The organism is Nocardioides sp. NPDC047086, from assembly GCF_040643685.1.
Lineage (GTDB): Bacteria > Actinomycetota > Actinomycetes > Propionibacteriales > Nocardioidaceae > Nocardioides.
The window spans coordinates 11457-37719 of record NZ_JBEYUV010000039.1 but is presented as its reverse complement, the minus strand read 5'-3'; the positions used below and the strand labels follow the sequence as shown (position 1 = coordinate 37719).

Below are 26263 nucleotides of genomic sequence, written 5' to 3'. Positions count from 1 at the left end.
CAAGTTGCAGCAGACCGGCACAATTGCGTCATGAACGAAGCGGAGGGGTCGTCAAAGGGTCTGCCGCGGCGAGCGGCGACGCGGACGGCGAAGCTGGCCGCACTGCCGATGGGGTACGCCGGGCGCAAGGCGCTCGGGCTCGGCAAGCGGATCGGGGGCAAGCCCGCCGAGGCGGTGCTGGCCGACGTACATCAGCGTACGGCCGACCAGCTGTTCCGCACCTTGGGCGAGCTCAAGGGCGGCGCGATGAAGTTCGGGCAGATGCTCTCGATCATGGAGGCGGCGCTTCCGGAGTCGCAGGCGGCCCACTACCGCGCCCAGCTCACCCGGCTCCAGGACTCCGCTCCTCCGATGCCGACCGGGATCGTACGCGGCCTGCTGGCCCGAGACCTCGGCCCGGACTGGGCCTCGCAGCTGGTCGAGCTGTCCGAGGAGCCAGCCGCCTCGGCCTCGATCGGGCAGGTCCACCGGGGCCGGTGGGCCGACGGCCGCGAGGTGGCGGTGAAGGTGCAGTATCCGGGCGCCGACGAGGCGCTGCGCGCCGACCTGCGCCAGATCGGCCGGGTCGCGGCGATCGGCAACGCGGTCGTGCCCGGGATGGACGTCAAGGCGCTGGTCGCCGAGATGCAGGAGCGGGTCGTCGAGGAGCTCGACTACCCGAAGGAGGCCGAGGCCCAGCACGTCTTCGCCGAGGCGTACGCGGACCATCCCCTGATCGAGGTCCCCGACGTCGTCGCCGTGGGCCCCTCGGTGCTGATCACCGAGTGGGTGGAGTCGGAGGGCTCGATCGCGAAGGTGATCGCCGAGGGGACCCCCGAGGAGCGCGACCACTACGGCGAGCTGCTCGTCCGGTTCTGGTTCTCCGCACCGGAGCTGACCGGGATGCTCCACGCCGACCCTCACCCGGGCAACTTCCGGGTCCTGCCCGACGGCCGCCTCGCCGTGCTCGACTTCGGTCTCGCCGCGCGGCTGCCCGAGCGGGGCTTCCCCGAGCCGATGGGGCGGCTGATCCGGATCGCCTCGACCGGCGACGCCGACGCACTGGTCGCGGGCCTGCGCCACGAGGGCTTCATCCGCGAGGGCATCAAGGTCGAGCCGCAGCATGTGCTCGACTATCTAGCGCCGTTCGTGACCCCGGCGCTGGAGGAGCGCTTCCGGTTCACCCGGGAGTGGATGCGGGAGGAGTTCAAACGGATCAACGATCCCAAGGACCCCGCCTACACGGTCGGCCTCAAGCTCAACCTGCCGCCGTCCTACCTGCTCATCCACCGGGTCTGGCTCGGTGGTCTCGGGGTGCTGGCGCAGCTCAACGCGGAGGCGCCGTTCCGGGAGATCCTCGAGGAGCACCTGCCCGGGTTCGCGGGCTGAGGCGTCAGGGCAGCACGGTCTGCCCGACCGGGCCGGGGTTGTAGGCGATCTCCCAGCGCACGCCGTCGGGGTCGGCGAAGTAGCCGGTGTAGCCGCCCCAGACCCGCTCCTCGGCGGGCGAGGCCTCGCGCCCCAGCGACCGGGCGAGCTCCAGGACGGCGTCGACCTCCTCGCGGGTGGCGACGTTGTGGGCGAGGGTGAACGGCGCCACACCGGCGGCGACGGCGATCCTGCCGACCTCCTCCTCGAACTCGCCCCGGTCCCACAGCGAGAGGATGACGTGTTCGCCGACGCGGATCATGAGCACCCCGTCGGCCTCCATCTCGGGGGTCCAGCCGAGGCCGTCGACGTAGAACGACCGGCTTGCCGCCACGTCGGCGACGGCCACGGTGATGAAGCTGATGCGCTGGTCCACAGCAGCCACCCTGCCATGGACCAGCAGGGGGTGTCAGGCCTCTGTCGCCCGGTTCGGCTTCTCGCGCAGCACCTCGCGACGCGCCCGATACTCGTCCTCCTCGATCTCGCCCGCGGCGTACCTCTCGGCCAGTCTCGCCTCGCCCGCGCGACGCGGCCCCTCGGCCACCCGCTTGCGGTTGAGGAGGACGATCGCGGTGACGATCGCCGCGATCACCAGGAACCACAGGATCGGGAAGATCGGCCAGAACGCCGGCGGCCCTCCCCCGTCGTGCCAGGGTCCGTTCTCGCGCCAGGGACCCCAGTGGTCGTCGGCCACCACGGTGGCCACTGTCTCGTTGATGCTCATTGCTCGTGTCCAATCTGTCGGGCTTGCCTATGCCCTCAGACTGCTGCCCACGAGCCGCCGGCACATCGGCTCAGGAGCGGGGGCTGCGTACGCAGCCCCTAGCCGATCCGGAGCCGGCTGAGCTGGCGCCCTTGCTCGTCGAAGTTGGCGGGGTCGAGCCAACGCTCGTGGCTCTCCCTCACCTTCGGCCACTCCTGCGCCGTCACCGAGAACCAGTCGGTGTCCCGGTTTCGGCCCTTGACGACCATGTGGTTGCGGAACCGGCCCTCATAGCTGAACCCCAGCCGCTCCGCCGCCCGCCGGGACGGTTCGTTGTGCGAGTCGAGCTTCCACTCGAAACGCCGGTAGCCCAGCGTGTCGAACGCGTGCCGCATGAGCAGGTGGATCGCCTCGGTCGCCGCCCTGGTGCGGGCGAGCGATGGGCCGAAGAGCACCCCACCGACCTCGATGCTTCCGTTCGCGGGGTTGATCGCGTGGAAGCCCGCGACCCCGCTCGCCCTGCCGTCCCGCTCTCCTTCCTTCGGGATGAAGGCGAACGGCACGACGTCGGCCGCGTCGACGAGCCCGGCCAGGTGCATCCACAGGTCCTGCAGCGAGGTCGGCATCGCGATCGGCCGGTAGGTCCACAGGTCGGCGTCGTCGGGTCCGCAGACCCCGGCGTAGAGGTCCGAGTACTGGGCCGACGAGAGCGGCGCGACCCGGACGTAGCGCCCCTCCAGGGTCACCGGCTCGGGCCACGGCCGCGGCTCCCAGCTCTCGACGACATCACCCACGGGATACAAGAAGTTCGTCACGGTCGTCATTCTCGCCGACCGTCGCGAGCGGGCGCCGGGCGGCGCCGAGGGCGAGCATCCCGACCAGGCAGCCCAGCAGCAGGACCCCGGCGAGGACCATCACCGACTCCACCGCGAACCTGTCCGCGAGCGGCCCGAAGACGATCATCGAGACCGGCATCGACACGGACATGACGATCCCGTAGAACCCGAACACCCGGCCGCGCATCGCGTCCTCGACCTGCTCCTGCAGGACGGTCGCGGCTGGCACCAGCAGCAGCAGGAGTACGCCGGCCACCGCCGTCACCACGTCGATGAAGAAGACCGCGACGATGCCGGTGCTCGCGTAGACCGCGGCGGCCACCGCGGGCGCGAACAGCATCATCCCCGACTGGATGGTCTGCTGGACGCCGTTGACCCGCATCAGGTGCTCGGCCGGGACGATCTGCGGGAGCATGGCGTTGACCGCCGGCCCCTGGATCCCGGCCAGCGCCGAGCGCACCGCCATCGCGACGAAGATCATCCACAGGTCGCCGACCCCGCTCAGCATCAGCAGCGCGAGAACCAAGGTCGCCACCGCGATCGTCGAGTCGGCGCCGATGATCAACAGCTTGCGCGAGTGCCGGTCGGCCCACACGCCGCCGAAGACCGACACCACCGCCTGCGGCAGCATCCCGGCCGCGACGCTCAGGGTCAGCACCGCGGCCGACCCGGTCTCGACCGTGAGGTGCCACATCACCGCGTACCCGACGATCATCGATCCCAACGACGACACCGTCTGGCCGCCGAGGAAGACCAGCAGGTTCCGCTTCCACCGATCCGACTTCTGCTCCGACTTCTGCTCCGACATCGCAACCGCTCCTGCATCCGGTGGGCCGCCGTGCCGGCCCCTCACCCATGCCACGAACGGTCGCCGCCGGTTTCGACAGCGGCGCAGACGCCTATTCGACTCCCGGGTCGAAGTCGAACGCCGGGAGACCGTCGAGACTGGTGAGGTTCTTCCGACGCCGATACTCGGCCGACCCCTCGACCCCCTTGCGCTCGAAGTACGCCGGGAGCAGGTCGCGCTCGCCGACGTACGACATCAGCGGGACGGCGAAGCCACAGGAGTCGGAGACCCGCTCGATGTCCACGACGACGACCGCGCGGGCACCGGGGAGGTCCGTGAAGCGGCCGGCGAGCTCGGCGTACTCCTTCTCGTAGCGGGTCACGACCCGCCCGCGTCCGTGGAAGCGGACGATGTTCGGTGCCCCGTCGAACGCGCAGAACATCACGGTGATCCGGCCGTTCTCACGCAGGTGCGCGATCGTCTCGCTACCGCTCCCGGTGCCGTCGACCCACGCGAAGGTGAGCTCGTCGAGCATCCCGAAGGTGCCGGGGATGCCGCGCGGCGACAGGTTGACGTGGCCCTCACCGGAGAGCGGTGCGGTGGCCACGAAGAAGACGACCTGGCGGTCGACGAACTCCCTCAGACGACCCTCGACGCGCGCGTGGACCTTTCCCATGCCTGGGTTACTCGGGCACGTTGCGGTAGGCGCCGTCGGAGGCCGAGGTGGCCATCGAGGCGTACGCCCGCAGGGCCGCGGAGACCTTCCGGTCGCGGTTGGCCGGGGTGTAGGGCTTCTCGCGCTTCTCCTGGGCCACGCGACGCTCGCCGAGGACGATGTCGTCGACGTCGAGGGAGATCGAGCGGTTCGGGATGTCGATGGAGATCTGGTCGCCGTCCTCGATCAGGGCGATCAGACCGCCGCCGGCCGCCTCCGGGGAGACGTGGCCGATGGAGAGTCCAGACGTGCCGCCGGAGAAGCGGCCGTCGGTGATCAGCGCGCACTTCTGGCCCAGACCGCGGCCCTTGAGGAAGGAGGTCGGGTAGAGCATCTCCTGCATGCCCGGCCCACCCTTCGGGCCCTCGTAGCGGATCACCACGACGTGGCCGGCCTCGACCTTCTTGGCGAGGATGCCGTCGACCGCGTCGTCCTGGGACTCGAAGACGATCGCGGTGCCGGTGAAGGTCAGGCACTCGTCAGGAACGCCGGCGGTCTTCACGACACAGCCGTCGGGGGCGATGTTGCCCGACAGGATCGCCAGCCCGCCGTCGGCGGAGTAGGCGTGCTCGAAGTCGCGGATACAGCCTTCGGCGGCGTCGGTGTCCAGGCTCGCCCAGAGGTTGTCGGTGGAGAACGCCTCGGTCGTACGCACCCCGCCCGGCGCGGCGAGGAAGAGGTCGAGCGCCTCCTGACTGGGGTTCTCGGCGCGGATGTCCCAGTTGCCCAGCCACTCTTCGACCGAGTCGGAGTGGATGGTGTGGACGTCCGTGTTGAGCGCGCCCCCGCGGAGCAGCTCGCCGAGCAGGGCGGGGATGCCGCCGGCTCGGTGGACGTCCTCCATGTGGTACTTCGGGCTGTTGGGGGCGACCTTGCTCAGGCACGGGACGCGACGCGAGATCGCGTCGATGTCGTGCACGTTGAAGTCGAGCTCGGCCTCACGCGCGGCGGCGAGCAGGTGCAGCACCGTGTTGGTCGAGCCGCCCATGGCGACGTCGAGCGCGACCGCGTTCTCGAACGCACTGCGGCTGGCGATGGAGCGCGGCAGGACCGACTCGTCGCCCTCCTCGTAGTAGCGGCGGCACAGCTCGACGACCGTACGTCCCGCCTCCTCGAAGAGCGCGCGGCGCTTGGCGTGGGTGGCCAGGGTCGACCCGTTGCCGGGCAGGCTGAGACCGATCGCCTCAGTGAGGCAGTTCATCGAGTTGGCGGTGAACATGCCGGAACAGGAGCCGCAGGTCGGACAGGCGGCGCGCTCGATGACGTCGAGCTGCTCGTCGCTGACCGCCTCGTTGACCGAGAGCACCATCGCGTCGACCAGGTCGAGCTTGTCGTGCACGATCCCCTCGATCGCGGTCGTCTTGCCAGCCTCCATCGGGCCGCCGGAGACGAAGACGACCGGGATGTTGAGCCGCAGGCTGGCCAGCAGCATGCCGGGGGTGATCTTGTCGCAGTTGGAGATGCACACGATCGCGTCGGCGCGGTGCGCCTCGACCATGTATTCCACCGCGTCCGCGATCAGCTCGCGGCTGGGCAGCGAGTAGAGCATCCCGGCGTGGCCCATCGCGATGCCGTCGTCGACGGCGATCGTGTTGAACTCCTTGGCTACTCCCCCGGCCTCCTGGATCTTCTCGGCGACGATCTTGCCGAGGTCACGGAGGTGGACATGGCCGGGCACGAACTCGGTGAACGAGTTGGCGATCGCGATGATCGGCTTGCCGAAGTCGTCATCGGTCATCCCGGTCGCGCGCCAGAGTGCGCGCGCACCCGCCATGTTGCGGCCCGAGGTCGAGGTTGCGGAGCGAAGAGTGGGCATAGGCAAAGGCTAGACCCGTCGCCCCGGGTCCCTTGACACAGCGCCACGCGATGGACGGTGATCAGGCTTCCGCGACCTGACTGCGGCGTCCACACGGGAGATCGACCATTTCTCCGGCCTCAGACCTTCGCGGCTCGGACCACCATCACGTCGGGGATGTCGCGGAGGATCTCGCGCCAGGTCTCGCCGGCGTCGGCGGAGGCCCAGACCGAGCCGTTGCGGGCGCCGAAGTAGACGCCGGCCACCTCGTGGTCGTCGGCGCACATCGCGTCGCGCATGACACCGACGTAGAAGTGGTCGGGCAGACCCTTGTCGAGGGCCTCCCAGTGGTCGCCGGCGTCGCGCGAGCGCCACACGATCGGCTTGGCCTCCGGTGGGTAGCGGGACTCGCCGGCGCCGATCGGGAAGGTGAAGATCGTGTCGGGCTCCTGCGGGTGGACGACCACCGCGAAGCCGAAGTCGGTGGGCAGCCCGTCGGCGATGGACTTCCACGACCGGCCCTCGTCGTCGGAGCGGTAGACGCCACCGTGATTCTGCAGGTAGAGGCGCTCGGGGCGGGAGGAGTGGCGGGCGACCTTGTGGACGCACTGGCCGAACTCGGGGTACTGCTGCCCCTCGGGCAGGAAGACCGCGATGATGCCGTTGTTGCGCGCCTCCCACGTCTCCCCACCGTCCGAGGTGTGGTAGACGCCGCCGGTCGAGATCGCCGCGGTCACCGAGTCCTGTTCTGTCGGGTGCGGCAGGATCGTGTGGAACGCCTGACCGCCGAACCCCTCGTTCCACTCGGTGCGGTGCGGGTGGTCCCACAGCCCGCGCACCAGCGAGAAAGAAGCGCCACCGTCACGCGACCTGAAGATCGCGCCGGGCTCGACGCCGGCCCAGATCGTGCCCTCCGGCAGCCCGGGCTGGAGCTGCCAGACCCGGGCCAGGCTCGCGTCGACGTCCTCAGGAAACGACATCGAGGTCTCGGTCCAGGTCTCACCGCCGTCGGCGGAGGCGCGCACCAGCGCACCCAGCCACAGCGAGGAGCATCCGGCAAGGACTCGCCCGGTCCCGGGCTCGATCATGGCGGAGTAGATCTCCTCCATGTCATGGTGCGGACCGGTGAAGTCCCAGTCCTGGCGTGCGTCGTCAGAGCGCCCTATCCACAGACCCTTACGGGTCCCGACCAGCAGCTGCGTACCCATGCCTTCCAGCATCCACCCGGTCGCCGTTCGTGGCCAGGAGATTTCGGCGATAGAACGCGGAGGGAAAACATCCCGATCCGGCGACACCGGAAAGGCCGGGTTCTTCGGCCTGGGCGGCCCAGCCCCTAGCCTGAAGTCATGACCAGACCTGTTGCCTGGGAGACGTTCACCGCGATCCTCTTCGACCTCGACGGCGTGATCACGCCGACCGCGGTCGTGCACATGCGAGCGTGGGAGGAGATGTTCAACGCCTACCTGCAGGAGAAGACCCCGGGCGCGCCGGCCTACACCGACCAGGACTACTTCGCGTACGTCGACGGCAAGCCGCGCTACGACGGCGTCCGTGACTTCCTCGCCTCCCGTGGCATCCGGCTTCCCGAGGGCACCCCGGAGGACGCACCCGAGCTCGAGACCGTCTGCGGTCTCGGCAACCGCAAGAACATCGCCTTCAACATGGTGCTCGAGCGCGACGGCGTGGAGGCCTACCCAGGCTCGGTGCTGTTCCTGGACTATCTCGCCACCCTCGACGTCCGGCTCGGCGTGGTGTCGTCATCGGTCAACGCACCGACCGTGCTGAAGGCGGCGGGTCTGCTGGACCGTTTCGAGACGGTCGTCTCGGGAGCTGTCGCAGAAGAGCTGGGCCTGCCCGGCAAGCCTGCACCGGACACGTTTGTCTACGCCGGTAAGGTCCTCGGAGCCACCCCGAGCGAGGCCGTCGTGCTCGAGGACGCCGTCTCCGGGGTGCGCGCCGGCAAGGCAGGAGATTTCGCGCTCGTCGTCGGGGTGGACCGTGGCGCCGGCCACGACACCCTCACGGCCGCCGGCGCCAGTCTCGTCGTATCCGACCTTGCTGAACTTGTCCCTGATCGACACAGCCCTGGTTCACAGAGCCCAGACCCTGCTCGAGGAGCACAGCAGTGAAGACCAACGTCGGCCCGAACCCCCTGGACCGGGCCCGTTACCCCATCGACCCGTGGCGACTGGTGGAGACCAGCTACTCCCCCGACGACCTCGGCCTGACCGAGACGCTCTTCAGCGTCGCCAACGGCTATCTCGGCATGCGCGGCACTCCTGAGGAGGGTCGCCCGACCTACGCGCACGGCACCTTCATCAACGGGTTCCACGAGACCTGGCCGATCCGCCATGCCGAGAACGCCTACGGCTTCGCCAAGACCGGCCAGACCATCGTCAACGCCCCCGACGCCAAGATCATGAAGATCTACGTCGACGACGAGCCGCTGACCTTCGGCACCTCGGACCTGGAGGAGTACGAGCGGGTGCTCGACTTCCGCGAGGGCGTGCTGCGACGGCATCTGGTGTGGCGTACGCCCTCGGGCAAGCGGGTCGCGATCAAGTCGACCCGGATGGTGTCGATGACCCAGCGCCACCTCTCGATCCAGACCCTGGAGATCACGATGCTGAGCGGCGCCGCGCCGATCGTGATCTCCTCCCAGCTGCTCAACCGGCAAGACGGCAAGGACGAGTACCACGTGCCGTCGGCGGCGCTGGGCGAGGGCATGGACCCGCGCAAGGCCTCGGCCTTCGACACCCGCGTTCTGCTCCCGCAGCTGTCGGTGGCCGACGAGGAGCAGATGATGCTCGGCTACCGGTGCGCCAACTCGGGGATGACGATCGCGGTCAGTGCCGCCCACCAGCTCGACACACCGGACCCGGTCGAGACCGTCGTCCGTGCCGAGGACGACCTGGCCAAGACGGTCTTCCGGGTCGACGCGACCGAGGGCAGCACCCTGCGGATGCAGAAGACGGTGGCGTACCACACCTCGCGAGGGGTGCCGGTGCGCGAGCTGGCCGACCGCTGCGGACGTACGCTCGACCGGGCGATCCGCCTCGGCGTCGGCCACTTCGAGCGCGACCAGCGCAACTGGTACGACGAGTTCTGGTCCGCCGCCGACGTCGAGATCTCCGCGGCCGACGAGGGCGACACCGAGGACATCGCGGCAGCGCAGCAGGCGATCCGATTCAACCTGTTCTCGCTGGCCCAGGCGACCGCCCGCACCGACGGGCTCGGCGTCCCGGCGAAGGGGGTCACCGGCTCCGGCTACGAGGGCCACTACTTCTGGGACACGGAGTGCTACGTCGTCCCCTTCCTCTGCTACACCCAGCCCGAGGTCGCCCGCAACGTGATGCACGCCCGCTCGGTGATGCTTCCCGCGGCCCGGCAGCGGGCGCTGGAGATGGCCGCGAAGGGCGCGCTGTTCGCCTGGCGCACCATCAACGGGCAGGAGGCCTCGGCCTACTACGCGGCCGGCACGGCGCAGGTGCACATCGATGCCGACATCGCCTTCGCGCTGATGAAGTACGTCTACGCGACCGGTGACATCGGCTATCTCATCCGCGAGGGCGTCGACATCCTGGTGGAGACCTCGCGGATGTGGGCCGACCTCGGCTTCTGGCGCCACAACGGCGAGCCGTCCTTCCACATCCACGGGGTGACCGGGCCGGACGAGTACACCACGGTGGTCAACAACAACCTGTTCACCAACGTGATGGCCCGCTACAACCTGGAGAAGGCTGTCGAGACCATCGAGATGCTCCGGAGGGACTATCCGCGCGAGTACGCGCAGGTCATGGGCCGCCTCGACATCTCCCCCGACGAGGTCGAGGAATGGGGTCGCTGCGCCGCCGCGATGCACATCCCCTACGAGGAGGGGCTCGGCATCCACCCGCAGGACGACAACTTCCTCGACCGCGAGGTGTGGGACCTGCCCAACACCCCCGACGACGTACGTCCCCTGCTCCTGCACTACCACCCGCTGGTGATCTACCGGTTCCAGGTGCTCAAGCAGACCGACGTGGTGCTCGCCCTCTTCCAGCAGGGCAACAGGTTCACCCCCGAGGAGAAGCGGGCCGACTTCGAGTACTACGACCCGATCACCACCGGCGACTCGACGCTCTCGGCGGTCGTGCAGTCGATCGTGGCCGCCGAGGTGGGCTACCACGACGACGCGCTGCGCTACTTCTACGACGCGCTCTACGTCGACCTCCACAACATGCACGGCAACACCGTCGACGGGATGCACATCGCCTCCACCGGCGGCGTGTGGGGCGGCCTCGCGTTCGGCTTCGGCGGGATGCGCGACTACGACGGCAAGCTCTCCTTCGACCCGCGCCTGCCCCTCCAGTGGGACTCGCTGATCTTCCGGGTCCAGTGGCACTCGACCCGGATGCAGGTCGCGCTGACCAGGGACCAGATCGTCTTCACCGTCGTGGACACCCCGGGCGAGGAGTTCGACATCCCGATCAGCGTCCGCGGGGAGGAGTTCGTGGTCTCGAAGGGATCGCCGGTCATCGTGCCGCTCGCCGACCAGGGGCCGCGGATCGGCACCCACCTCGACGAGGAGCCGCACGGCGGCATCCGCCCCGACGGATCGCGGATCACGGCCACCGTGCCGCCCCCGATCCCGCCGGAGATCTACGAGCAGGACCACGTCGAGCATGCGATGGTCCCGCACGACTCGCGGCGTGGGTCCGAGCGGCTGGCGGAGGAGGCCAACAAGGCCCCCAACCTCTCCAACGTCTCGCAGACGGACTCGGCGCAGTAGCGGGTCTTTACGCAGCCCTAGACTGACCGGGTGGTCGCACGCTTCTCAACCGGTAGAGCCTCTCTCCGGGCGAGGCTGGCCCACCCGGTCGTCCTGGTTCTGATCGGGATCGCGTCGGTGCAGGTCGGCGCGACCTTCGCGAAGTCGCTCTTCGACGAGGTCACCCCGACGGCCATGGTGTGGCTGCGGCTGTCGCTGTCCGCGCTGATCCTGCTGGCGATCACCCGGCCCCGGGTCCGCGGCCTCTCCCGCCGCGACTGGCTGGTCGTGGTCGCCTTCGGGGCCTCGCTCGGGATGATGAACTGGGCCATCTACCAGGCTTTCGCCCGGCTCCCGATCGGGATCGCGGTGACCATCGAGTTCATCGGCCCGCTCACGATCGCGCTGGCCACCTCGCGGCGGGCCCGCGACCTGGTCTGGGTCGCGCTGGCCGCTGCGGGGGTCGTGCTGCTCGGCCTCGAACCCGGCCGGATCTCGATCGTGGGCGTGCTCTTCGCGCTGCTCGCGGGGGTCTGCTGGGCTGCGTACATCCTGCTGTCGAAGGCGACCGGAGCGCGGTGGGAGGGGCTCGACGGGCTCGCCCTGGCCTCCACGGTCGCGGCGGTGGCGCTGACGCCTGCGGCGATGGCGTACGCCGACGGGCTCGGGTCTCCGCACGTGTGGCTGGTCGGGCTGATGGTGGGGCTGATGTCCTCGGTGATCCCCTACTCCCTCGATCTCGTCGCCCTGCGTTCGATCAAGTCGGGGCTCTACGCGATCCTGATGTCGCTCGAGCCGGCCGCCGGCGCCCTGGCCGCGATCCTGATCCTCCACGAGGGACTCTCGGTCCTGCAGTGGCTGGCCATCGCCTGTGTCGTGGTCGCCTCCGCGGGCGCGACCACCACCGGGAAGCCTGCGCACCACGTCCCGGCGGAGTCGACCCCGGCGTAGTGGGGTGTTTCACACAAGCGACATCGGAACGTCACTGACTCCGAACGTTGAGGTCACTACAGTTCGGTGACAACTCCCCCTCCGCCGCCCGGTCCGCCGCCTGTCCTTGGAGTTGCTCCGTTGTCGACCATCACCGCCCCCGTACACACCGCTGCCGTCGCCCAAGTCGCCGCCCTCTTCGCCGCCCGCACCGCGGGGCGAATGGTCGGCCCGTTCCTCCGACCGATCCAGCTGCTGCTCGCCTGGCCGGTGGCCTCCCAGCTCGTCGCCCGGCACAACGCCAGGGCCGCCGAGGAGGCGCTCCTGCTCCGGCGTGCCGAGCGTGAGGACGTCCAGCACTATCTCCAACTGCTCGCTTCGGAGAGAATGTCCGCATGAACCTACCGCGGGCGATGGCCGAGTCGACGGTCGCGTTCCGTGACGTGCTCTCCGACGACGGCACCTTGATCCGTGCCTGGACCAACGACCCCGAGGGCGTGATCGAGGGACCGACGGTGCTGCTGTGCAACGGCCTCGGCACCAGCCCGTGGAACTGGCCGGCGCTGCTGCACACCTCGTGCGGCGTACGCGTGGTCTCCTGGCAGCACCGTGGCACCTCCGGCTCGGCGCGCCCGAAGGACCCGGAGCAGACCACCTCGAGGCACTTCGCCGAGGACGCGCTCTCGGTGATGGACGCCTTCGCGCTCTCCCGGCCGGTGGTGATGGGCTGGTCGATCGGGGTCAACACCGCCTTCGAGCTGGCCGCGGACCATCCCGAGCGGGTCTCCGGCCTCTTCGGCGTCGCCGGGGTTCCTGGCGACACGTTCAAGTCGATGCTGGGGCCGCTGCGCCTGCCCGCGCCGGCGGCCGCGATCGTGACCCGCACCGCCTCGCGGGTGCTGTGTCGCACCGGCTCCCTGATCACTCCCCTGGCGGCGCGTCTCGACCTCGGCCCGCGAGCGATCGAGGTGTTCTCCAAGGCGGGCCTGATCGGCAAGGTCCCCGATCCCGAGCTCGCCGCGGCGGCGCTGGCCGAGTTCCTGACCACCCCGGTCGAGTGGTACTTCCACCTCGCGCTGCGCACCTCCCAGCGCCGCTCGGTCTCGCTGCGCCGGATCAAGGTGCCGGTCGTGCTGGTCGCGGGCACGCGCGACCTCATCGCCGGTGCGCGCCACATGTCGCGGGTGGCCGCCGGGGTCAAGAACGGCACCTTCGTCGAGCTCGACGGCACCCACTTCGTGCAGATGGAGCAGCCCGACCGGGTTCACCAGCTGCTGCTGGCCTTCCTCGCCCGGGTCGCCGAGCAGCAGCGCGTCTGACCTACCCGGCGGTCGAGCCGGTCGAGCCTGTCGAGGCCACGACGCCGGTGACCGTGGCCCGACGAGCGACGCGGTGCAGGGTGGCGAGCACGGCCGGGCCGAGCAGGGCGATGGCGACGGCCGTGGTGATCGCCCGCACGGTGTCCCAGCTGCTGGTCGAGGTGACCAGCGTGTAGCGCAGGAAGGTCGCCAGGTTCTCGCTGAACTCGGCACCCGGTTCGTAGGAGAGGTTGCCGCTCGCGCCGGGCACCGTGACGCCGGTGAGCAGCGGCCAGCCCTGCAGGTTGAGGAGGAGACCATAGGCGTAGGAGGCGAAGATCCCGTACGCCGCCAGCAGCCCGATCTCCCGGCGGCCGCTCGCACGTGGCAGCAGCCCGGCTCCCATCGCCACCCAGGCGGCGCCGAGCATCTGGTAGGGCAGCCACGGTCCGACCCCGGCAGTCACGAGCGCGGCGACGAACAGGCTGGTGCAGCCGAGGACGAACCCGAAGGCCGGACCGAAGACCCGGCCGCCGAGGATCAGCATGAAGAAGACCAGCTCCACCCCTCCGGTGCCGGCGGAGACGGCGCGCAGGACCGCCTCGATCGCGCTGAGCACGCCGAGGACCGCGATCATCCGGGTGTCGATCCCGCCCGTGGAGAGCTCGCTCAGCAGCACCACCAGCATCAGCGGCAGCAGCGCCAGGAAGATGAACGGCGGCTGCACCCGCTCGTAGCCGTGGAGCAGCAGCGGCCAGCAGAACATCATCAGCCCGGCCACGGAGATGATCGCGAGCAGGACCGCCGTGCGGGGCGAGAACCGGATCATCCCTCGCCCACCGCCTCGACAACCTCGCGCACGTTCAGCCAGCCCGGGCCGAACACCTTGCTCACCTGGGGCGCGAACGCGGGTGACTCGGCCGTGACGCTGCGTACGTCACCGGCCGAGACCACCTCGCCGTCGGCGAGCACCACCACGTCGTCGGCGGCCTCGGCGACGAACTCGACGTCGTGGGTCGCCACCAGGACCGCCTTGCCCGCCGCGCTGAGCTCGCGAAGGATCTCGGACAGTGCCTGCTTGGCGGCGTAGTCGAGGCCGCGGGTGGGCTCGTCGAGGAGCACGACCGGCGGGTCGGCGCTCAGGATCAGCGACAGCGCCAGAGCGAGGCGCTGGCCCTCGGAGAGGTCGCGCGGGTGCTGGCCATCGGGGATGCCGGGGACGAGGCTGTCCAGGATCTCCCGGGTCCGCGGGCCGCCGGCGTCGCACTCCTCGGCCACCGTCTCCAGGTAGAGCAGGTCGGCCGCGGTCTGCGGCAGCAGCCCGACGAGCGCACGGCGCCGGTCGGGATCGAGGCTCGCCGGGTCCGTGCCGGCCACGTCCACCGATCCGGCCAGCCGCTTCTGGGTCCCCTGCAGCGTCCACAGCAGCGTCGACTTGCCCGAGCCGTTGCGTCCCATCAGCGCCGTCACCCGCCCCGCGGGCAGCTCGATCGAGACGTCGTGCAGGACCGGCGTACGTCCTCGGGTGACCGTGAGAGAGCGAGCGCTCAGGGCGACTGTGTTGGTCTCGACACGCCTCCGCCTAGCGGCTCCGGCGGCTCGACCAGCGGTTTCGTCGGTCGAGCCGCGAGCGTTAGCGAGCGTGTCGAGACCAACACGATCAGCAAGCGCCACCCCTCTCGCCTTCCGCTTCGCATCCCGCACCGTCAGCGGCAGCGGTGACCACCCGAGCTCGCGGCCGAGCTCGACCAGCGGCGGCACGATGGGTGAGGACTCGAGGATCTCGACGGGCTCGCCGACGGCGACGGAGCCGTCGCCGACGAGCAGCGCGATCCGGTCGGCGAAGGGGACGACCCGCTCGAGGCGGTGCTCGGCGAGCACGACGGAGGTGTCGAGGTCGTGGACCAGCCGGGTGATGGTGGCGAGCACGTCCTCGGCGGCGGTGGGGTCGAGGGCAGAGGTCGGCTCGTCGAGGACGACGACCCGGGGGTGGGTGGTGAGCACCGAGCCGATCGCGACGCGCTGCTGCTGCCCGCCGGAGAGCTCCCGCAGCGACCGCTGCCGCAGCTCGGCGATGCCGAGCAGGTCGAGGGTCTCCTCCACCCGGCGCCGCATGGTCGCCGGCGGGAGGCCGAGCTGCTCCATCCCGTAGGCGAGCTCCTCCTCGACCGTGTCGGTGACGAATCCGGCCACCGGGTCCTGCCCGACGTAGCCGATGATCCCGGCGCGCTCGCGCGGCGGCGTACGAATGATCGAGGCGCCGTCCAACAGCACGTCACCGTCGAGAACGCCGCCGGAGAAGCGCGGCACCAGGCCCGCGAGCACACCGAGCAGCGTCGACTTCCCCGAGCCGGTCGGACCGGAGACGAGGAGCAGCTCGCCCTCCTCGATGGTGAGGTCGACGTCCTTGAGCACGTGCTCGGAGGAGTCGGGCGGGGTGAACGTGATGCCTCGCAGCTCGATCATGCGACTGCCTCCTCGTGGACGAGCGATGATGCCGGTGCCGGGGCGGCGACGGCCGGAACCAGCCCGACGAGCACACCCAGCATGGCGGTCAGCGTGACCTCCGGAACGGTGCTCACCCCCGGGAAGGCGACCGGGACCTGATCCCGGGCTATCCACCAGCCCACGGTGGCGACCACGATCCCGCTCAGCGCCACCACGACCTCCGGCCAGCGCCACCGGTCGGGGCGGTAGACGGTCCGCGTCACCCGGCGGCCGGCGAGGGAGAGCCCTCCGGCCGCGGTGCCGACGCCGAGGCTCAGCATGGTGACGGCCAGCCAGCCGGGCGTGGTGCCGTCCAGCACCGCATAGACGCCGGCACAGAGCCCGACGAGCGAGACCAGCATGAGCACCGAGGTGATCCGCCTGGTGGCCACGGCGACACCGGCCGCACGGCCGTAGCCGCGCGTGTCCATCCCCGCCGCCAGCGCCATCGACCGCTCCAGGGCGTCCTCGAGCACCGGCACCAGGAAGCGGCGCAGCCGCTTGACGTTTCCGGTCGCACCGGCACGCAGCCGTTGCGCGGCGCGCACCCGCTGCACCGACTCGGCCAGCTGCGGCAGCACCGTCACGGCGACCACGGCGGCGGTGCCGATCTCGTAGAGCGCCGGGGGCAGCGAGCGCAGCAGCCGCTTCGGGTTCGCCAGCGCGTTGGCCGCGCCGACGCAGATCACGATGACCCCCAGCCGCATCCCGTCGTAGAGGCCGGCCAGCAGCGCCTCCCGGGTGAGCGGCCCGAGCAGCCGGATCCCCAGCACCCACTCCGGAAGCGGGATCTCGGGAAGATCGATGAGCACGTGACCCGGCACCGCGCCCAGAAGGACCCGGAAGAGCACCCGGGTCACGACGATGAACACCGCGAGGCCGACGTAGAGCCGGAACGCCTTCGCCCACGGTTGCTCGCCGCGGCGCGCGGCGACCACGACCGACACCACCCCCACGACGAGCAGGAGCAGCAACGGGTTGGTGGTGAAGGAGGCGTACGCAGCCAGGCCGATCGCCCAGACCCACCAGGCGACCGGGTGCAGATCGCGGGGCAGGTGCGCGACCGCGGCCTTACGAAACAGCTCGCTCATCGCCGACGCCACCACACAGCACCGGCGACGGTGAAGAGGGCGAGGATCCCCGCGGGCGCGACCCAGGCGGGCAGATGCTCGGCCGCTGGGGTCGAGCCGGAAGGCGCGTCGTCCGGAGATAACTCCGGCGACGGGCTTGAGGGCGCCCCCACAGCATCCCCAAGCTCCGTCGCCGGAGCGGTAACGACATCGTCGTCTATCCACGTGAACGCAACACCCTGCCCGGAGGTCACGCTGATTTCGGTAACATTTCTGGAGGCGTAGCTCCAGGCCCCCGAATCGTCGGTGATCCACAGCGACCAGTACGCATCGGCAGGCGGCATCTGGGCGCAACCGGCGGCCTTCGGGCGCTCGTCGACACGGCACACGACGCTGGGCATCGAGGTCACGTAGGTGAGCGGATGTCCGGCCTTCTCGAACAGATCGGCACCGGTGTCGCCCTCCCCGGGCTGGACACAGGCGACCTCGGGGTCGCCACCCAACGCGTTGGGCTCGACGACGACGGTGACCCCGTCGCACGCCTCGGGCGCGGATGATGCGGCTGCCGAGGAGACGGGTGCGGTGGCCCCGGCGAGGATCGCCAGGGCCACCAGGAGATCGCGCAGGATCAGCACGAGCTCTTCGCGGTCGCGTCCTTGGGCAGGAAGACCAGCGACGGCAGGGCCTGCGCGGCCGCGAGGCGATACATCCCCTCGGACTCCTTGGTCAGGCCCTTGGTGTTGGCCTCGGTCAGCGCGGCGTCGTCATAGGCCACCGCGCCGGCGTCCTCGCCACAGGTCACGACGTGGTCGGCGACCCAGGTCGCGGCCTTCTCCGCGGCAGCGGTCTCACCGGCGCGCCCGAACGCCCACCCGGCCAGACCGGTGGTGTTGGAGTTGGCGATGTTGCCGGTCGCCGCCTTGAACGAACCGTCCTCGGCCTGGGTCTCCTTCAGCCACTCCACGCCCGCCTTGACGGCCTTCTCCGCCTCCGGAGAGGCCACCGAGGAGAGGGCGATCAGCGCGAACGCGGTGGCGTCGGCGTCCGGGGCGGCCTTCGGGTCGGCGTCGCAGGTCTGATCTGCCGCGGCCGGGTCGGCCGTGAAGGTGACCCGGAACCAGCCCTCCTCGCACTGCTGCCCGGCCAGGAACTCCGTCGCGGCCGCGGCCTCCTTGCTCTCGGCGTTGTTCAGGGCCCATACGGCGTACGACTGTCCGATCGTGTTGGAGTAGTCGGCCGCCTCCTTGTTCTTGGGGTCGAGCACGTCGGCGATGCGGCCGTTCTCGGCAACGGTGCCCTCGAGCTGCTTCAACAGCCCGGGGTCGGAGGCGTCGACGTTCTGCTGGAGGACCAGCGCCTTCGCGGTGGCCCCGGCCGAGGTGACGGTGCCGAACCCGGGCGAGGTGTAAGCCTTCTTGTTCTCCATCACGGCCGCGGCGATCGTGGCGATCTCCTCGTCGTAGCCACCGACCTCGGCCAGCGCGATCCCGATGTCGGCGCTGAGCCCGAAGTCGTCCGTGCCGTACTGGGCGTTGCGGGCCACGCCCTCGGGCGCCTGGGCGACGAGCCAGTCGGCCACCGAGGTGGACACCTTCGCGTCGTAGGTGGGCTTCTCGCCCTCCTCGACGGTCTTCTCGCCACAGCCGGCGAGCGAAGTGAGGGCGAGGGCGGCGGCGATGCCGCCGAGGACGGTCTTCTTCATGGTTCCTTCCACGCTGTTCGTCGGGAAGGCCCTGGGCCGACCCGCTGCTTTCCACGACAGCGTCAGGTCAGTACGCGTCCGTCGGCAGGTGCTCCGGCTCGCTCAGGACACTCGGTGCCTGGGCCTACGGTTGCGGGTCAGCGCCGGGATTCGACCGGCTTCCCCCACCACGGCGTGTGTTGATTGAGGGGGCTATCTTATGCCGGGCCCGCGCCGCTTGCGCGATCGCCACCGAGCAGTCACTCTGTCCCCATGCGCCACAGGATTCTCGGCCTTGTCGCAGCGTCGATCTCGGCCACCCTTCTCGCTCTCTGCCCGGCCACGACGGCTGTCGCGGAGCCGGCTCGGACATCGGTCACGTACGCCGATCTGGTCGCCATGTTCGGCGACAAGGTCGGCAACCGGCAGACCGTCGAGACCGGGCTGCCGAGCCTCAACCGCGCCATGTCCGATGCCAGGATCACGACCCCCTACCGACAGGCGGCCTACCTGGCCACGCTCGCCAACGAGAGCTCCTTCCACCACGACGCCAAGGGCCGCGACAAGCGGAAGTACGCCGGCCGCGGCTACATCCAGCTGACCGGCGAGGCCAACTACACCGACGCCGGCGCCTACTTCGACATCGACCTGCGCCGCCGGCCCGAGCTGGCCCGGTCGCTGGACCACAGCGCGCCGATCTCACGGTGGTACTGGACCGTCGCCCGCGACATCAACCCGCTCGCGGACGCCCTCGACATGGGCAAGGTCAACGCGGCGATCGGCTATCCCTACAACAAGAAGGAGGACGCCGAGCGCTGCCGCGACTTCAAGGCCGCGCTGAAGCACCTCCAGGGGTCGGTGCCCCAGGGGATCACGTGCGCCCGCCCGAAGACGGCGAGCGACCAGGACCGCACCGCGGACGCGTCCTAGCAGGCGTACGTCACTTCTTGGTGCGCTTGTCGCTGACCGCGATCGCCGAGGTGCCCTCGTCCTTGAGCTCGAAGAGGTCGATCGCCTTGATGAGCTTGGTCCAGGTGGCGTAGCCGTAGTTGCGGGGGTCCTCGGAGGACTGGTTGCGGATGCGGGAGACGACCGTGCCGACCAGGGCCCAGCCGTCGTCGTCGGCGGCTGCGGCGATGGAGTTGCGCAGCAGCTGGATCAGCCGGGCGTTGCGCTTGAGCAGCTGCCCCGTGGTCGCCGAGGAGGACGGCTTGCGGGCGGGCGTGGTCCCGGTCTCGGTGTCGGTCTCCTCCTCGGAGTCGCCGAGCTTCTCCACCACGGTGAACCGGGTGCAGGCACTCTTGAACGGCGCCGGGGTCTTCTCCCGGCCGTAGCCGTAGACCGCGCGCCCCTTCTCCCGCAGATAGTGCACCAGCGGCGTGAAGTCGGAGTCGGAGGAGACCAGCGCGAACGCGTCCGGGATCGCCGCGTGCAGCAGCTCGACGGCGTCGATGGCGAGCGCCATGTCGGAGGCGTTCTTGTGGGCGGTCAGGTCGAACTGCTGCATCGGCCGGATCGCGGCATCGTGCAGCTCCTCGATCCACCCCTTGAGCTCGGGCTTGGTCCAGTTGCCGTAGGCCCGCCGGATCGTCACCTCGCCGTACTCGGCCAGGTCATTGAGGATCGCGTCGATCTTGGCCGCCGGAGCATTGTCGGCGTCGATGAGCAGGGCGATACGGAAGGGCTCGGTCACCAGATCAGTGTGGCAGGAACAGGACTGTGTTGGTCTCGACACGCCTTCGCCTAGCGGCTCCGGCGGCTCGACCGACGGCAGGCCCCGTCGGTCGAGCCGGAAGGCCGCCTGCGGCCGAGCGTGTCGAGACCAACACAGTCGCTACGTCAGGCGAGCTTCTCCAGGATCAGCTCGCGGACACGCTTGGCGTCGGCCTTGCCGCCGGTCGCCTTCATGACCGCACCGATGAGCGCACCGGCCGCGGCCTGGTTGCCGCCGCGGATCTTCTCCGCGACCGCGGGCTGGGCGGCGATGGCGTCGTCGACGGCGGCGCCGAGGGCACCGTCGTCGGAGACCACGGCGAGGCCGCGGGCGTCGACGATCTCGGCGACCGAGCCTTCACCAGCCAGGAGCCCCTCGAAGACCTGGCGGGCGAGCTTGTCGGTCAGCGAACCGCCGTCGACCAGCTTCTGCACCTCGGCGACCTGGACGGGGGTGACACCGACCTCGGCGAGCTCGACGCCACGGTCGTTGGCACTGCGGGACAGCTCGGCCATCCACCACTTACGGGCGGCCTGTGCGGAGGCTCCTTCGGCGACAGTCGCCTCAATCAGCGACAAGGCGCCGGCGGCCCAGACGTCGCGCATCTCCAGGTCGGAGTAGCCCCACTCGACCTGCAGGCGGGCCCGCTTGTCAGCGGTGCGCTCCGGCAGGCTCGCCCGCAGCTCCTCGACCCACTCGCGCGACGGCGCGACCGGGACGAGATCCGGCTCGGGGAAGTAGCGGTAGTCGTCGGCGTCCGACTTCGGACGGCCGGCCGAGGTGGTGCCGGTGTCCTCGTGGAAGTGGCGGGTCTCCTGGAAGATCGCCTCCCCCGCGTCGAGGATCCCGGCATGGCGCGACATCTCGAAGCGCATCGCCCGCTCGACCGAGCGCAGCGAGTTGACGTTCTTCGTCTCCGTGCGGGTGCCGAGCTTGTCCGACCCCTTCGGGGACAGCGACAGGTTGACGTCGCAGCGCATCGAGCCCTGGTCCATGCGTACGTCGGAGACACCCAGACCCAGCAGGATCTCGCGCAGCGCGGCGACGTAGGCCTTCGCCACCAGCGGCGCCTTGGCGCCGGTGCCGAGGATCGGGCGGGTGACGATCTCGATCAGGGGGATGCCCGCACGGTTGTAGTCGACCAGCGAGTAGTCGGCGCCGTGGATGCGGCCGGTCGCGCCACCGATGTGGGTGGTCTTTCCGGTGTCCTCCTCCATGTGGGCGCGCTCGATGTCGACCCGGAAGGTCTCCCCCTCGACCTCGACGTCGAGGTAGCCGTCGTAGACGATCGGCTCGTCGTACTGCGAGGTCTGGAAGTTCTTCGGCATGTCCGGGTAGAAGTAGTTCTTCCGGGCGAACCGGCACCACTCCGCGATCGACCCGTTGAGCGCGAGGCCGATCCGGATCGCCGACTCCACGGCCTTGGCGTTCACGACCGGCATCGAGCCGGGCAGGCCGAGGCAGGTCGGGCAGACCTGGGAGTTGGGCTCACCGCCGAAGGTCGCCGGGCAGCCGCAGAACATCTTGGTGTTGGTGTTGAGCTCGACGTGCACCTCGAGCCCGAAGGCCGGGTCGTAGCGCTCCAGCACCTCGTCGAACGGGACGAGAGTCTCTGTCATCGGGCCACCTCCAGCTTGTCGATCGAGAGCACCGGACCGATGGCGCCCTCGAGCGCGGCACCGACGCGGTAGAGACGGGCGTCCTCCAGGACCGGAGCCAGGAGCTGTACGCCGACGGGCAGCCCGTCCACGTCGGAGACACCGGCGGGGATGGAGATGCCGGGTGTGCCGGCCAGGTTGGCCGGGATGGTGGCCAGGTCCTGCATGTACATCGCCAGCGGGTCGTCGAGCTTCGCGCCCAGCGGGAACGCCGTCGACGGCGAGGTCGGCGAGACCAGCACGTCGACCTGCTCGAAGGCCTTCTTGAAGTCCTCGATGATCAGGGTTCGGATCTTCTGCGCCTGGCCGTAGTAGGCGTCGTAGTAGCCGCTGCTGAGCGCGTAGGTGCCGAGGATGATGCGGCGCTTGACCTCGTCGCCGAAGCCGGCGTCGCGAGACGCCTTCATCACGTCCTCGGCGGACGGGTCGCCGTCGGGGGTGACCCGCAGGCCGTAGCGCATCGCGTCGAACTTGGCCAGGTTGGAGGAGCACTCCGCCGGCAGGATCAGGTAGTAGGCCGCCATCGCGTGCTCGAAGCTCGGCGTGGAGACCTCGACGACGTCGGCACCGAGCTTGGTGAGGATGTCGACCGACTCGTTGAACTTGCGCATCACGTCGGGCGCCCAGCCCTCGCCCGCGAGCTCCTTGATGACGCCGACCTTGACGCCCTTCAGGTCGCCGGTGGCGCCCGCGCGCGCGGCGTCGACGAGCCCGGTCACCGGGGTCGTGGTGGAGGTCGAGTCGAGGGGGTCGTGACCGCCGATGAGCTCGTGCAGCAGAGCGCTGTCGAGGACGGTGCGGGTCACCGGACCGACCTGGTCCAGCGAGTTGGCCAGCGCGACCAGGCCGTAGCGGGAGACCGACCCGTAGGTCGGCTTCACGCCGACGGTGCCGGTGACCGCACCCGGCTGCCGGATCGAGCCACCGGTGTCGGTGCCGAGCGCCAGCGGCGCCTCGAAGGCGGCGACCGCCGCGGCCGAGCCACCACCGGAGCCGCCGGGGATCCGGTCGAGCTTCCACGGGTTCTTCGTCGGGCCGTACGCCGAGTGCTCGGTCGAGGAGCCCATCGCGAACTCGTCCATGTTGGTCTTGCCCAGGATCGGCAGACCGGCGGCCTTGATCTTCTTGACGACCGTCGCGTCGTACGGCGGCACCCAGCCCTCGAGGATCTTCGAGCCGCAGGTCGTCGGCAGGCCGGTGGTGGTCAGCACGTCCTTGACCGCGATCGGTACGCCATCGAGAGCATGCAGCGCGTCACCGTTGGCGCGGCGCGCGTCGGACGCGGCGGCCTGGGACAGCGCGCCCTCGGCGTCGATGTGCAGGAATGCGTGGACGTCGCCGTCGACCGCGGCGATGCGGTCGAGGTGGGCCTGGGTCAGCTCGACCGAGGTGGTCTCGCCCGCGGCGAGCGCGTCGATCAGCTCCGCGGCGGTCTTCTCGATGAGAGTCACTGCTCGTCCCCCAGGATCCGCGGCACCGAGAATCGCTGGTCCTCGACGGCGGGCGCACCGGAGAGCGCCTGCTCCGGCGTCAGTCCGGGCACGACGACGTCCTCGCGGAACACGTTGGTCATCGGAAGCGGGTGGGAGGTGGCAGGCACGTCGTCGCCGGCAAGCCCCTGGATCGAGGCGACGGACTCGAGGATCACCTGCAGCTGCGGGGCAAGGTGATCGAGCTCGGCGTCGCTGAGGTCGATGCGGGCGAGGTCGGCCAGGTGCGCGACCTCGTCGCGGGTGATTTCTGGCATGCGCACATCCTAGGCGGCGGGCCCCGCACTTCTCACCTCGGAGCACCCCACTCCCCCGAGAAGTCAGTTACTGAGCGCGAGAGGTCGAAAACTGACGCCGACAGGTCAGGTGTAGACGTCGAGAGGTCGGCTTCTCGTAACCTGGCGGTCCGTACCGCAGTAGGTTGACGCCTCGTGCTCGATTTTCGACCTCTCGGCGCCAGAAATCGACTACTCGGCGTCAGATTCTGACTTCTCGGGGCCTGCCTCCAGCAGGCGCTTGAAACCCGCCTCGTCGAGGATCGTGAGGCCGAGCTCCTCGGCCTTGGCGGCCTTGGAACCGGCGCTCTCCCCGACCACGACGTAGTCGGTCTTCTTGGAGACCGAGCCCGCAGCCTTGCCGCCACGGCTGATGATCGCCTCCTTGGCACCGTCACGGGAGAAGTCCTCCAGCGACCCGGTGACCACGATGGTCAGGCCCTCGAGCGTGCGGGCGACCGACTCGTCACGCTCGTCGGCGAGGGAGACCCCGGCCGCGCGCCACTTGTCGACGATCTCCTGGTGCCAGTCGACCTGGCGCCACTCGACGATGGCCTCGGCGATGATCCCGCCGACGCCCTCGGTGCCAGCGAGCTCCTCCTGGGACGCGGCCCAGATGGCGTCGAGGGAGCCGAACTCGGTGGCCAGCGCCCGGGCCGCGGACGGGCCGACGTGGCGGATGGAGAGCGCGACCAGCACCCGCCACAGCGGGACCTGTTTGCGCTCCTCCAGGTTGCGCAGCAGGCCGAGGGCGTTGGCGTTGAGGACACGGTCGCCGGCCCCGGCCTCCTTCTCGGCCTTCTTCGCGGCCCGGGTGAAGAAGGCCGTGGTGGCGAGCTTGGCCTCGTCGAGCGAGAAGATGTCGCCCTCGTTGGTGATCACCTCGGCGGCCAGCAGCGCGTCCGCCGCCTCGTAGCCCATCCCCTCGATGTCGAAGGCACCTCGCCCGGAGGCGAAGAAGACCCGCTCCCGCACCTGCGCCGGACAGCCGCGGTGGTTGGGACAGCGCAGATCCTTGTCGCCCTCCTTCTGCTCGGCGAGCGTGGTGCCGCACGCGGGGCACTCGGTGGGCATGACCCACTCCGGCAGCCCCTCGGGTCGCAGCGGCAGCACCGGGCCGAGGATCTCCGGGATGACGTCGCCGGCCTTGCGGAGAATGACGGTGTCGCCGGGACGTACGTCCTTCCGCTTCACCTCGTGGGCGTTGTGCAGCGTCGCCCGCTCGACGGTCGAGCCGGCGACCTTGGTCGGCTCCATGACGCCGAAGGGCGTGACCCGGCCGGTGCGGCCCACGCCGACGTCGATCGCGAGCAGCTTGGCGTTGACCTCCTCCGGCGGGTACTTGTAGGCGATCGCCCATCGCGGCGCGCGGCTGGTCGAGCCGAGGCGGCGCTGCAGCGAGATGTCGTCGACCTTGATCACCACGCCGTCGATCTCGTGCTCGGTGACGTCGTGGCGGTGCTCGCCGAAGTAGCTGATGAACTCCTCGACCTCGGCGAGGCTCTTGAGCACCTTGACCCGCTTGGAGGTGGGCAGGCCCCACGCCTTCAGGGCGTCGTACGCATGCGACTGGGCGACCGGCTGGAAGCCCTCCCGGGCGCCGATGCCGTGGCAGACCATGCCGAGCTCACGGGTCGCGGTCACCCGCGGGTCCTTCTGGCGCAGCGAGCCGGCAGCGGAGTTGCGCGGGTTGGCGAACATCGGCTTGCCCGCGTCGACGAGGGAGGCGTTGAGCTTGTCGAAGGCCTCGATGGACAAGAAGACCTCGCCACGCACCTCGACCAGATCGGGGACCGGGAACTCGTCGGTGCCGGTGAGCCGGTGCGGGATGGACTTGATGGTGCGTACGTTCGGGGTGACGTCCTCACCCGTGCGGCCATCGCCACGGGTCAGCGCCCGGACCAGGCGGCCCTTCTCGTAGAGCAGGTTGATCGCCAGGCCGTCGACCTTCAGCTCGCACAGCAGCTCGGCCTGGCCGGCGCCGTCCTTGGCGATCCGGGCGTGCCAGCCGGCCAGCTCCTCGAACGAGAAGACGTTGTCGAGCGACTCCATCCGCTGGAGGTGGTCGACCGCGGTGAACTCCGTCGAGAACGTGCCACCGACCTTCTGGGTCGGCGAGTCGGGAGTGCGCAGCTCGGGGAACTGCTCCTCGAGCTCGTTGATCCGGCGCCACTTCTGGTCGAAGTCGGCATCGGAGAGCGTCGGGTCGTCCAGAACGTAGTAGCGGTAGCGAGCGTCCTCGATCTGCTCGGCCAGCTCCTGGTGCTCGGTCTTCTGCTCAGGGCCCGCGTCGGCGGTCAGGTCATCGTTCACGGGCACCATCTTGCCTGCTCCCGCCGACAATGTCCGACCCTGTGGCGCGGCGAGGAACGAGCTGCGACGCAACGGGAGGAGATCGAGCGAGCGCAGCCGGGTGAGCTCGCGAACCCGCGAAGCGGGTCGACATTTGAACGGCATACCCGCCCGGGCGTTTTCGGCGTTTCCTCGACTCAAACGACACTCGACTCCCTCAATATCGACGCAACCGATCAACACCTGGGTGACGGGGGTCACCAGAAGAGGGTAAATCGGGCTACCTTCCTCCCGCGTCGGGCAAGGCGGGGCCGACACCAATCCCCAGATGACCGCCTTGTGAGGTCTGCAGTGGTTTCTCGGCTCGTGGTGACG

The 26263-nt window shown here is 69.8% G+C and carries 24 protein-coding genes and 1 riboswitch; of the genes, 7 read left to right on the top strand and 17 right to left on the bottom strand.

The window, feature by feature from the left end; all coding sequences use genetic code 11:
- Positions 1-30: 30 nt before the first annotated feature.
- Positions 31-1368, top strand: a complete 1338-nt coding sequence (locus tag ABZ796_RS23110) for an AarF/ABC1/UbiB kinase family protein (protein WP_357340099.1) — start codon at positions 31-33, stop codon at positions 1366-1368.
- 4 nt (positions 1369-1372) lie between these two features.
- Here ABZ796_RS23110 and ABZ796_RS23105 read toward each other — a convergent pair whose 3' ends face one another.
- The 7 genes from ABZ796_RS23105 to ABZ796_RS23075 all read right to left on the bottom strand — a co-directional run bounded on the left by ABZ796_RS23105 (position 1373) and on the right by ABZ796_RS23075 (position 7451).
- A complete protein-coding gene (locus ABZ796_RS23105) occupies positions 1373-1783 on the bottom strand; it encodes a VOC family protein (RefSeq protein WP_357340098.1) in 411 nt (136 codons plus the stop codon).
- A 33-nt stretch (positions 1784-1816) separates the two neighbouring features.
- On the bottom strand, positions 1817-2131 hold the full coding sequence (locus ABZ796_RS23100) for a hypothetical protein (RefSeq protein WP_357340097.1): 315 nt from the start codon (positions 2129-2131) through the stop codon (positions 1817-1819).
- A 98-nt stretch (positions 2132-2229) separates the two neighbouring features.
- On the bottom strand, positions 2230-2925 hold the full coding sequence (locus ABZ796_RS23095; RefSeq protein WP_357340096.1) for a GNAT family protein: 696 nt from the start codon (positions 2923-2925) through the stop codon (positions 2230-2232).
- Positions 2897-3754, bottom strand: a complete 858-nt coding sequence (locus tag ABZ796_RS23090) for an MFS transporter (protein ID WP_357340095.1) — start codon at positions 3752-3754, stop codon at positions 2897-2899. Before ABZ796_RS23090 ends, ABZ796_RS23095 begins: the two co-directional genes overlap by 29 nt.
- A 91-nt stretch (positions 3755-3845) precedes the next feature.
- Positions 3846-4409: a pyridoxamine 5'-phosphate oxidase family protein gene (locus ABZ796_RS23085; RefSeq protein WP_357340094.1), complete on the bottom strand. Its 564-nt coding sequence runs from the start codon at positions 4407-4409 to the stop codon at positions 3846-3848.
- 7 nt (positions 4410-4416) lie between these two features.
- Positions 4417-6264 (bottom strand): dihydroxy-acid dehydratase, encoded by a 1848-nt coding sequence (ilvD, locus tag ABZ796_RS23080; protein WP_357340092.1) that lies wholly within the window; start codon positions 6262-6264, stop codon positions 4417-4419.
- Between the two features lie 119 nt (positions 6265-6383).
- Complete coding sequence (locus ABZ796_RS23075; RefSeq protein ID WP_357340090.1) at positions 6384-7451, bottom strand: exo-alpha-sialidase; 1068 nt, start codon at positions 7449-7451, stop codon at positions 6384-6386.
- 138 nt (positions 7452-7589) lie between these two features.
- On the opposite strand from ABZ796_RS23075, the gene ABZ796_RS23070 reads away from it, so the two are divergent.
- The 5 genes from ABZ796_RS23070 to ABZ796_RS23050 all read left to right on the top strand — a co-directional run bounded on the left by ABZ796_RS23070 (position 7590) and on the right by ABZ796_RS23050 (position 13242).
- Positions 7590-8372: a beta-phosphoglucomutase family hydrolase gene (locus tag ABZ796_RS23070; protein WP_357340088.1), complete on the top strand. Its 783-nt coding sequence runs from the start codon at positions 7590-7592 to the stop codon at positions 8370-8372.
- Complete coding sequence (locus ABZ796_RS23065) at positions 8369-11014, top strand: glycosyl hydrolase family 65 protein (protein ID WP_357340086.1); 2646 nt, start codon at positions 8369-8371, stop codon at positions 11012-11014. The genes ABZ796_RS23070 and ABZ796_RS23065 overlap by 4 nt, the downstream gene beginning before the upstream one ends.
- 30 nt (positions 11015-11044) lie before the next feature.
- Positions 11045-11944, top strand: coding sequence for an EamA family transporter (locus ABZ796_RS23060; protein WP_357340084.1), 900 nt, complete (start codon positions 11045-11047; stop codon positions 11942-11944).
- A 120-nt stretch (positions 11945-12064) separates the two neighbouring features.
- Positions 12065-12322 carry a hypothetical protein gene (locus ABZ796_RS23055; RefSeq protein WP_357340083.1) on the top strand — a complete coding sequence of 86 codons (258 nt, stop codon included), beginning with the start codon at positions 12065-12067 and terminating at the stop codon, positions 12320-12322.
- A complete protein-coding gene (locus ABZ796_RS23050) occupies positions 12319-13242 on the top strand; it encodes an alpha/beta hydrolase (RefSeq protein WP_357340082.1) in 924 nt (307 codons plus the stop codon). Before ABZ796_RS23055 ends, ABZ796_RS23050 begins: the two co-directional genes overlap by 4 nt.
- A gap of 1 nt (position 13243) precedes the next feature.
- On the opposite strand, the gene ABZ796_RS23045 is transcribed toward ABZ796_RS23050, so the two are convergent.
- The 5 genes from ABZ796_RS23045 to ABZ796_RS23025 are packed head-to-tail and all read right to left on the bottom strand — an operon-like array spanning position 13244 to position 18480.
- Entirely contained in the window at positions 13244-14050 is an 807-nt protein-coding gene (locus tag ABZ796_RS23045; RefSeq protein ID WP_357340081.1) for an ECF transporter S component, read from the bottom strand.
- The gene (locus ABZ796_RS23040) at positions 14047-15687 is read right to left on the bottom strand and encodes an ATP-binding cassette domain-containing protein (RefSeq protein WP_357340080.1); all 1641 of its coding nucleotides are present in this window, start codon (positions 15685-15687) and stop codon (positions 14047-14049) included. Before ABZ796_RS23040 ends, ABZ796_RS23045 begins: the two co-directional genes overlap by 4 nt.
- Positions 15684-16799: an energy-coupling factor transporter transmembrane component T gene (locus ABZ796_RS23035; protein WP_357340079.1), complete on the bottom strand. Its 1116-nt coding sequence runs from the start codon at positions 16797-16799 to the stop codon at positions 15684-15686. The genes ABZ796_RS23040 and ABZ796_RS23035 overlap by 4 nt, the downstream gene beginning before the upstream one ends.
- A complete protein-coding gene (locus ABZ796_RS23030) occupies positions 16796-17413 on the bottom strand; it encodes a hypothetical protein (RefSeq protein WP_357340078.1) in 618 nt (205 codons plus the stop codon). Before ABZ796_RS23030 ends, ABZ796_RS23035 begins: the two co-directional genes overlap by 4 nt.
- Complete coding sequence (locus ABZ796_RS23025; protein WP_357340076.1) at positions 17407-18480, bottom strand: prenyltransferase/squalene oxidase repeat-containing protein; 1074 nt, start codon at positions 18478-18480, stop codon at positions 17407-17409. Before ABZ796_RS23025 ends, ABZ796_RS23030 begins: the two co-directional genes overlap by 7 nt.
- Before the next feature lie 65 nt (positions 18481-18545).
- A riboswitch (cobalamin riboswitch) is annotated at positions 18546-18683 on the bottom strand.
- A 49-nt stretch (positions 18684-18732) separates the two neighbouring features.
- On the opposite strand from ABZ796_RS23025, the gene ABZ796_RS23020 reads away from it, so the two are divergent.
- Positions 18733-19389: a hypothetical protein gene (locus ABZ796_RS23020; RefSeq protein WP_357340074.1), complete on the top strand. Its 657-nt coding sequence runs from the start codon at positions 18733-18735 to the stop codon at positions 19387-19389.
- A gap of 10 nt (positions 19390-19399) precedes the next feature.
- On the opposite strand, the gene ABZ796_RS23015 is transcribed toward ABZ796_RS23020, so the two are convergent.
- From ABZ796_RS23015 to ligA, 5 genes are all read right to left on the bottom strand, one after another.
- On the bottom strand, positions 19400-20152 hold the full coding sequence (locus tag ABZ796_RS23015; RefSeq protein WP_357340072.1) for an NYN domain-containing protein: 753 nt from the start codon (positions 20150-20152) through the stop codon (positions 19400-19402).
- A 146-nt stretch (positions 20153-20298) separates the two neighbouring features.
- Complete coding sequence (gatB, locus tag ABZ796_RS23010) at positions 20299-21792, bottom strand: Asp-tRNA(Asn)/Glu-tRNA(Gln) amidotransferase subunit GatB (protein WP_357340070.1); 1494 nt, start codon at positions 21790-21792, stop codon at positions 20299-20301.
- Positions 21789-23282 (bottom strand): Asp-tRNA(Asn)/Glu-tRNA(Gln) amidotransferase subunit GatA, encoded by a 1494-nt coding sequence (gene gatA / locus ABZ796_RS23005; protein ID WP_357340068.1) that lies wholly within the window; start codon positions 23280-23282, stop codon positions 21789-21791. The genes gatB and gatA overlap by 4 nt, the downstream gene beginning before the upstream one ends.
- Positions 23279-23578: an Asp-tRNA(Asn)/Glu-tRNA(Gln) amidotransferase subunit GatC gene (gatC, locus tag ABZ796_RS23000; RefSeq protein ID WP_350834229.1), complete on the bottom strand. Its 300-nt coding sequence runs from the start codon at positions 23576-23578 to the stop codon at positions 23279-23281. The genes gatA and gatC overlap by 4 nt, the downstream gene beginning before the upstream one ends.
- A 210-nt stretch (positions 23579-23788) precedes the next feature.
- Positions 23789-25909, bottom strand: coding sequence for an NAD-dependent DNA ligase LigA (gene ligA, locus ABZ796_RS22995; protein WP_357340067.1), 2121 nt, complete (start codon positions 25907-25909; stop codon positions 23789-23791).
- Between the last annotated feature and the right edge of the window lie 354 nt (positions 25910-26263).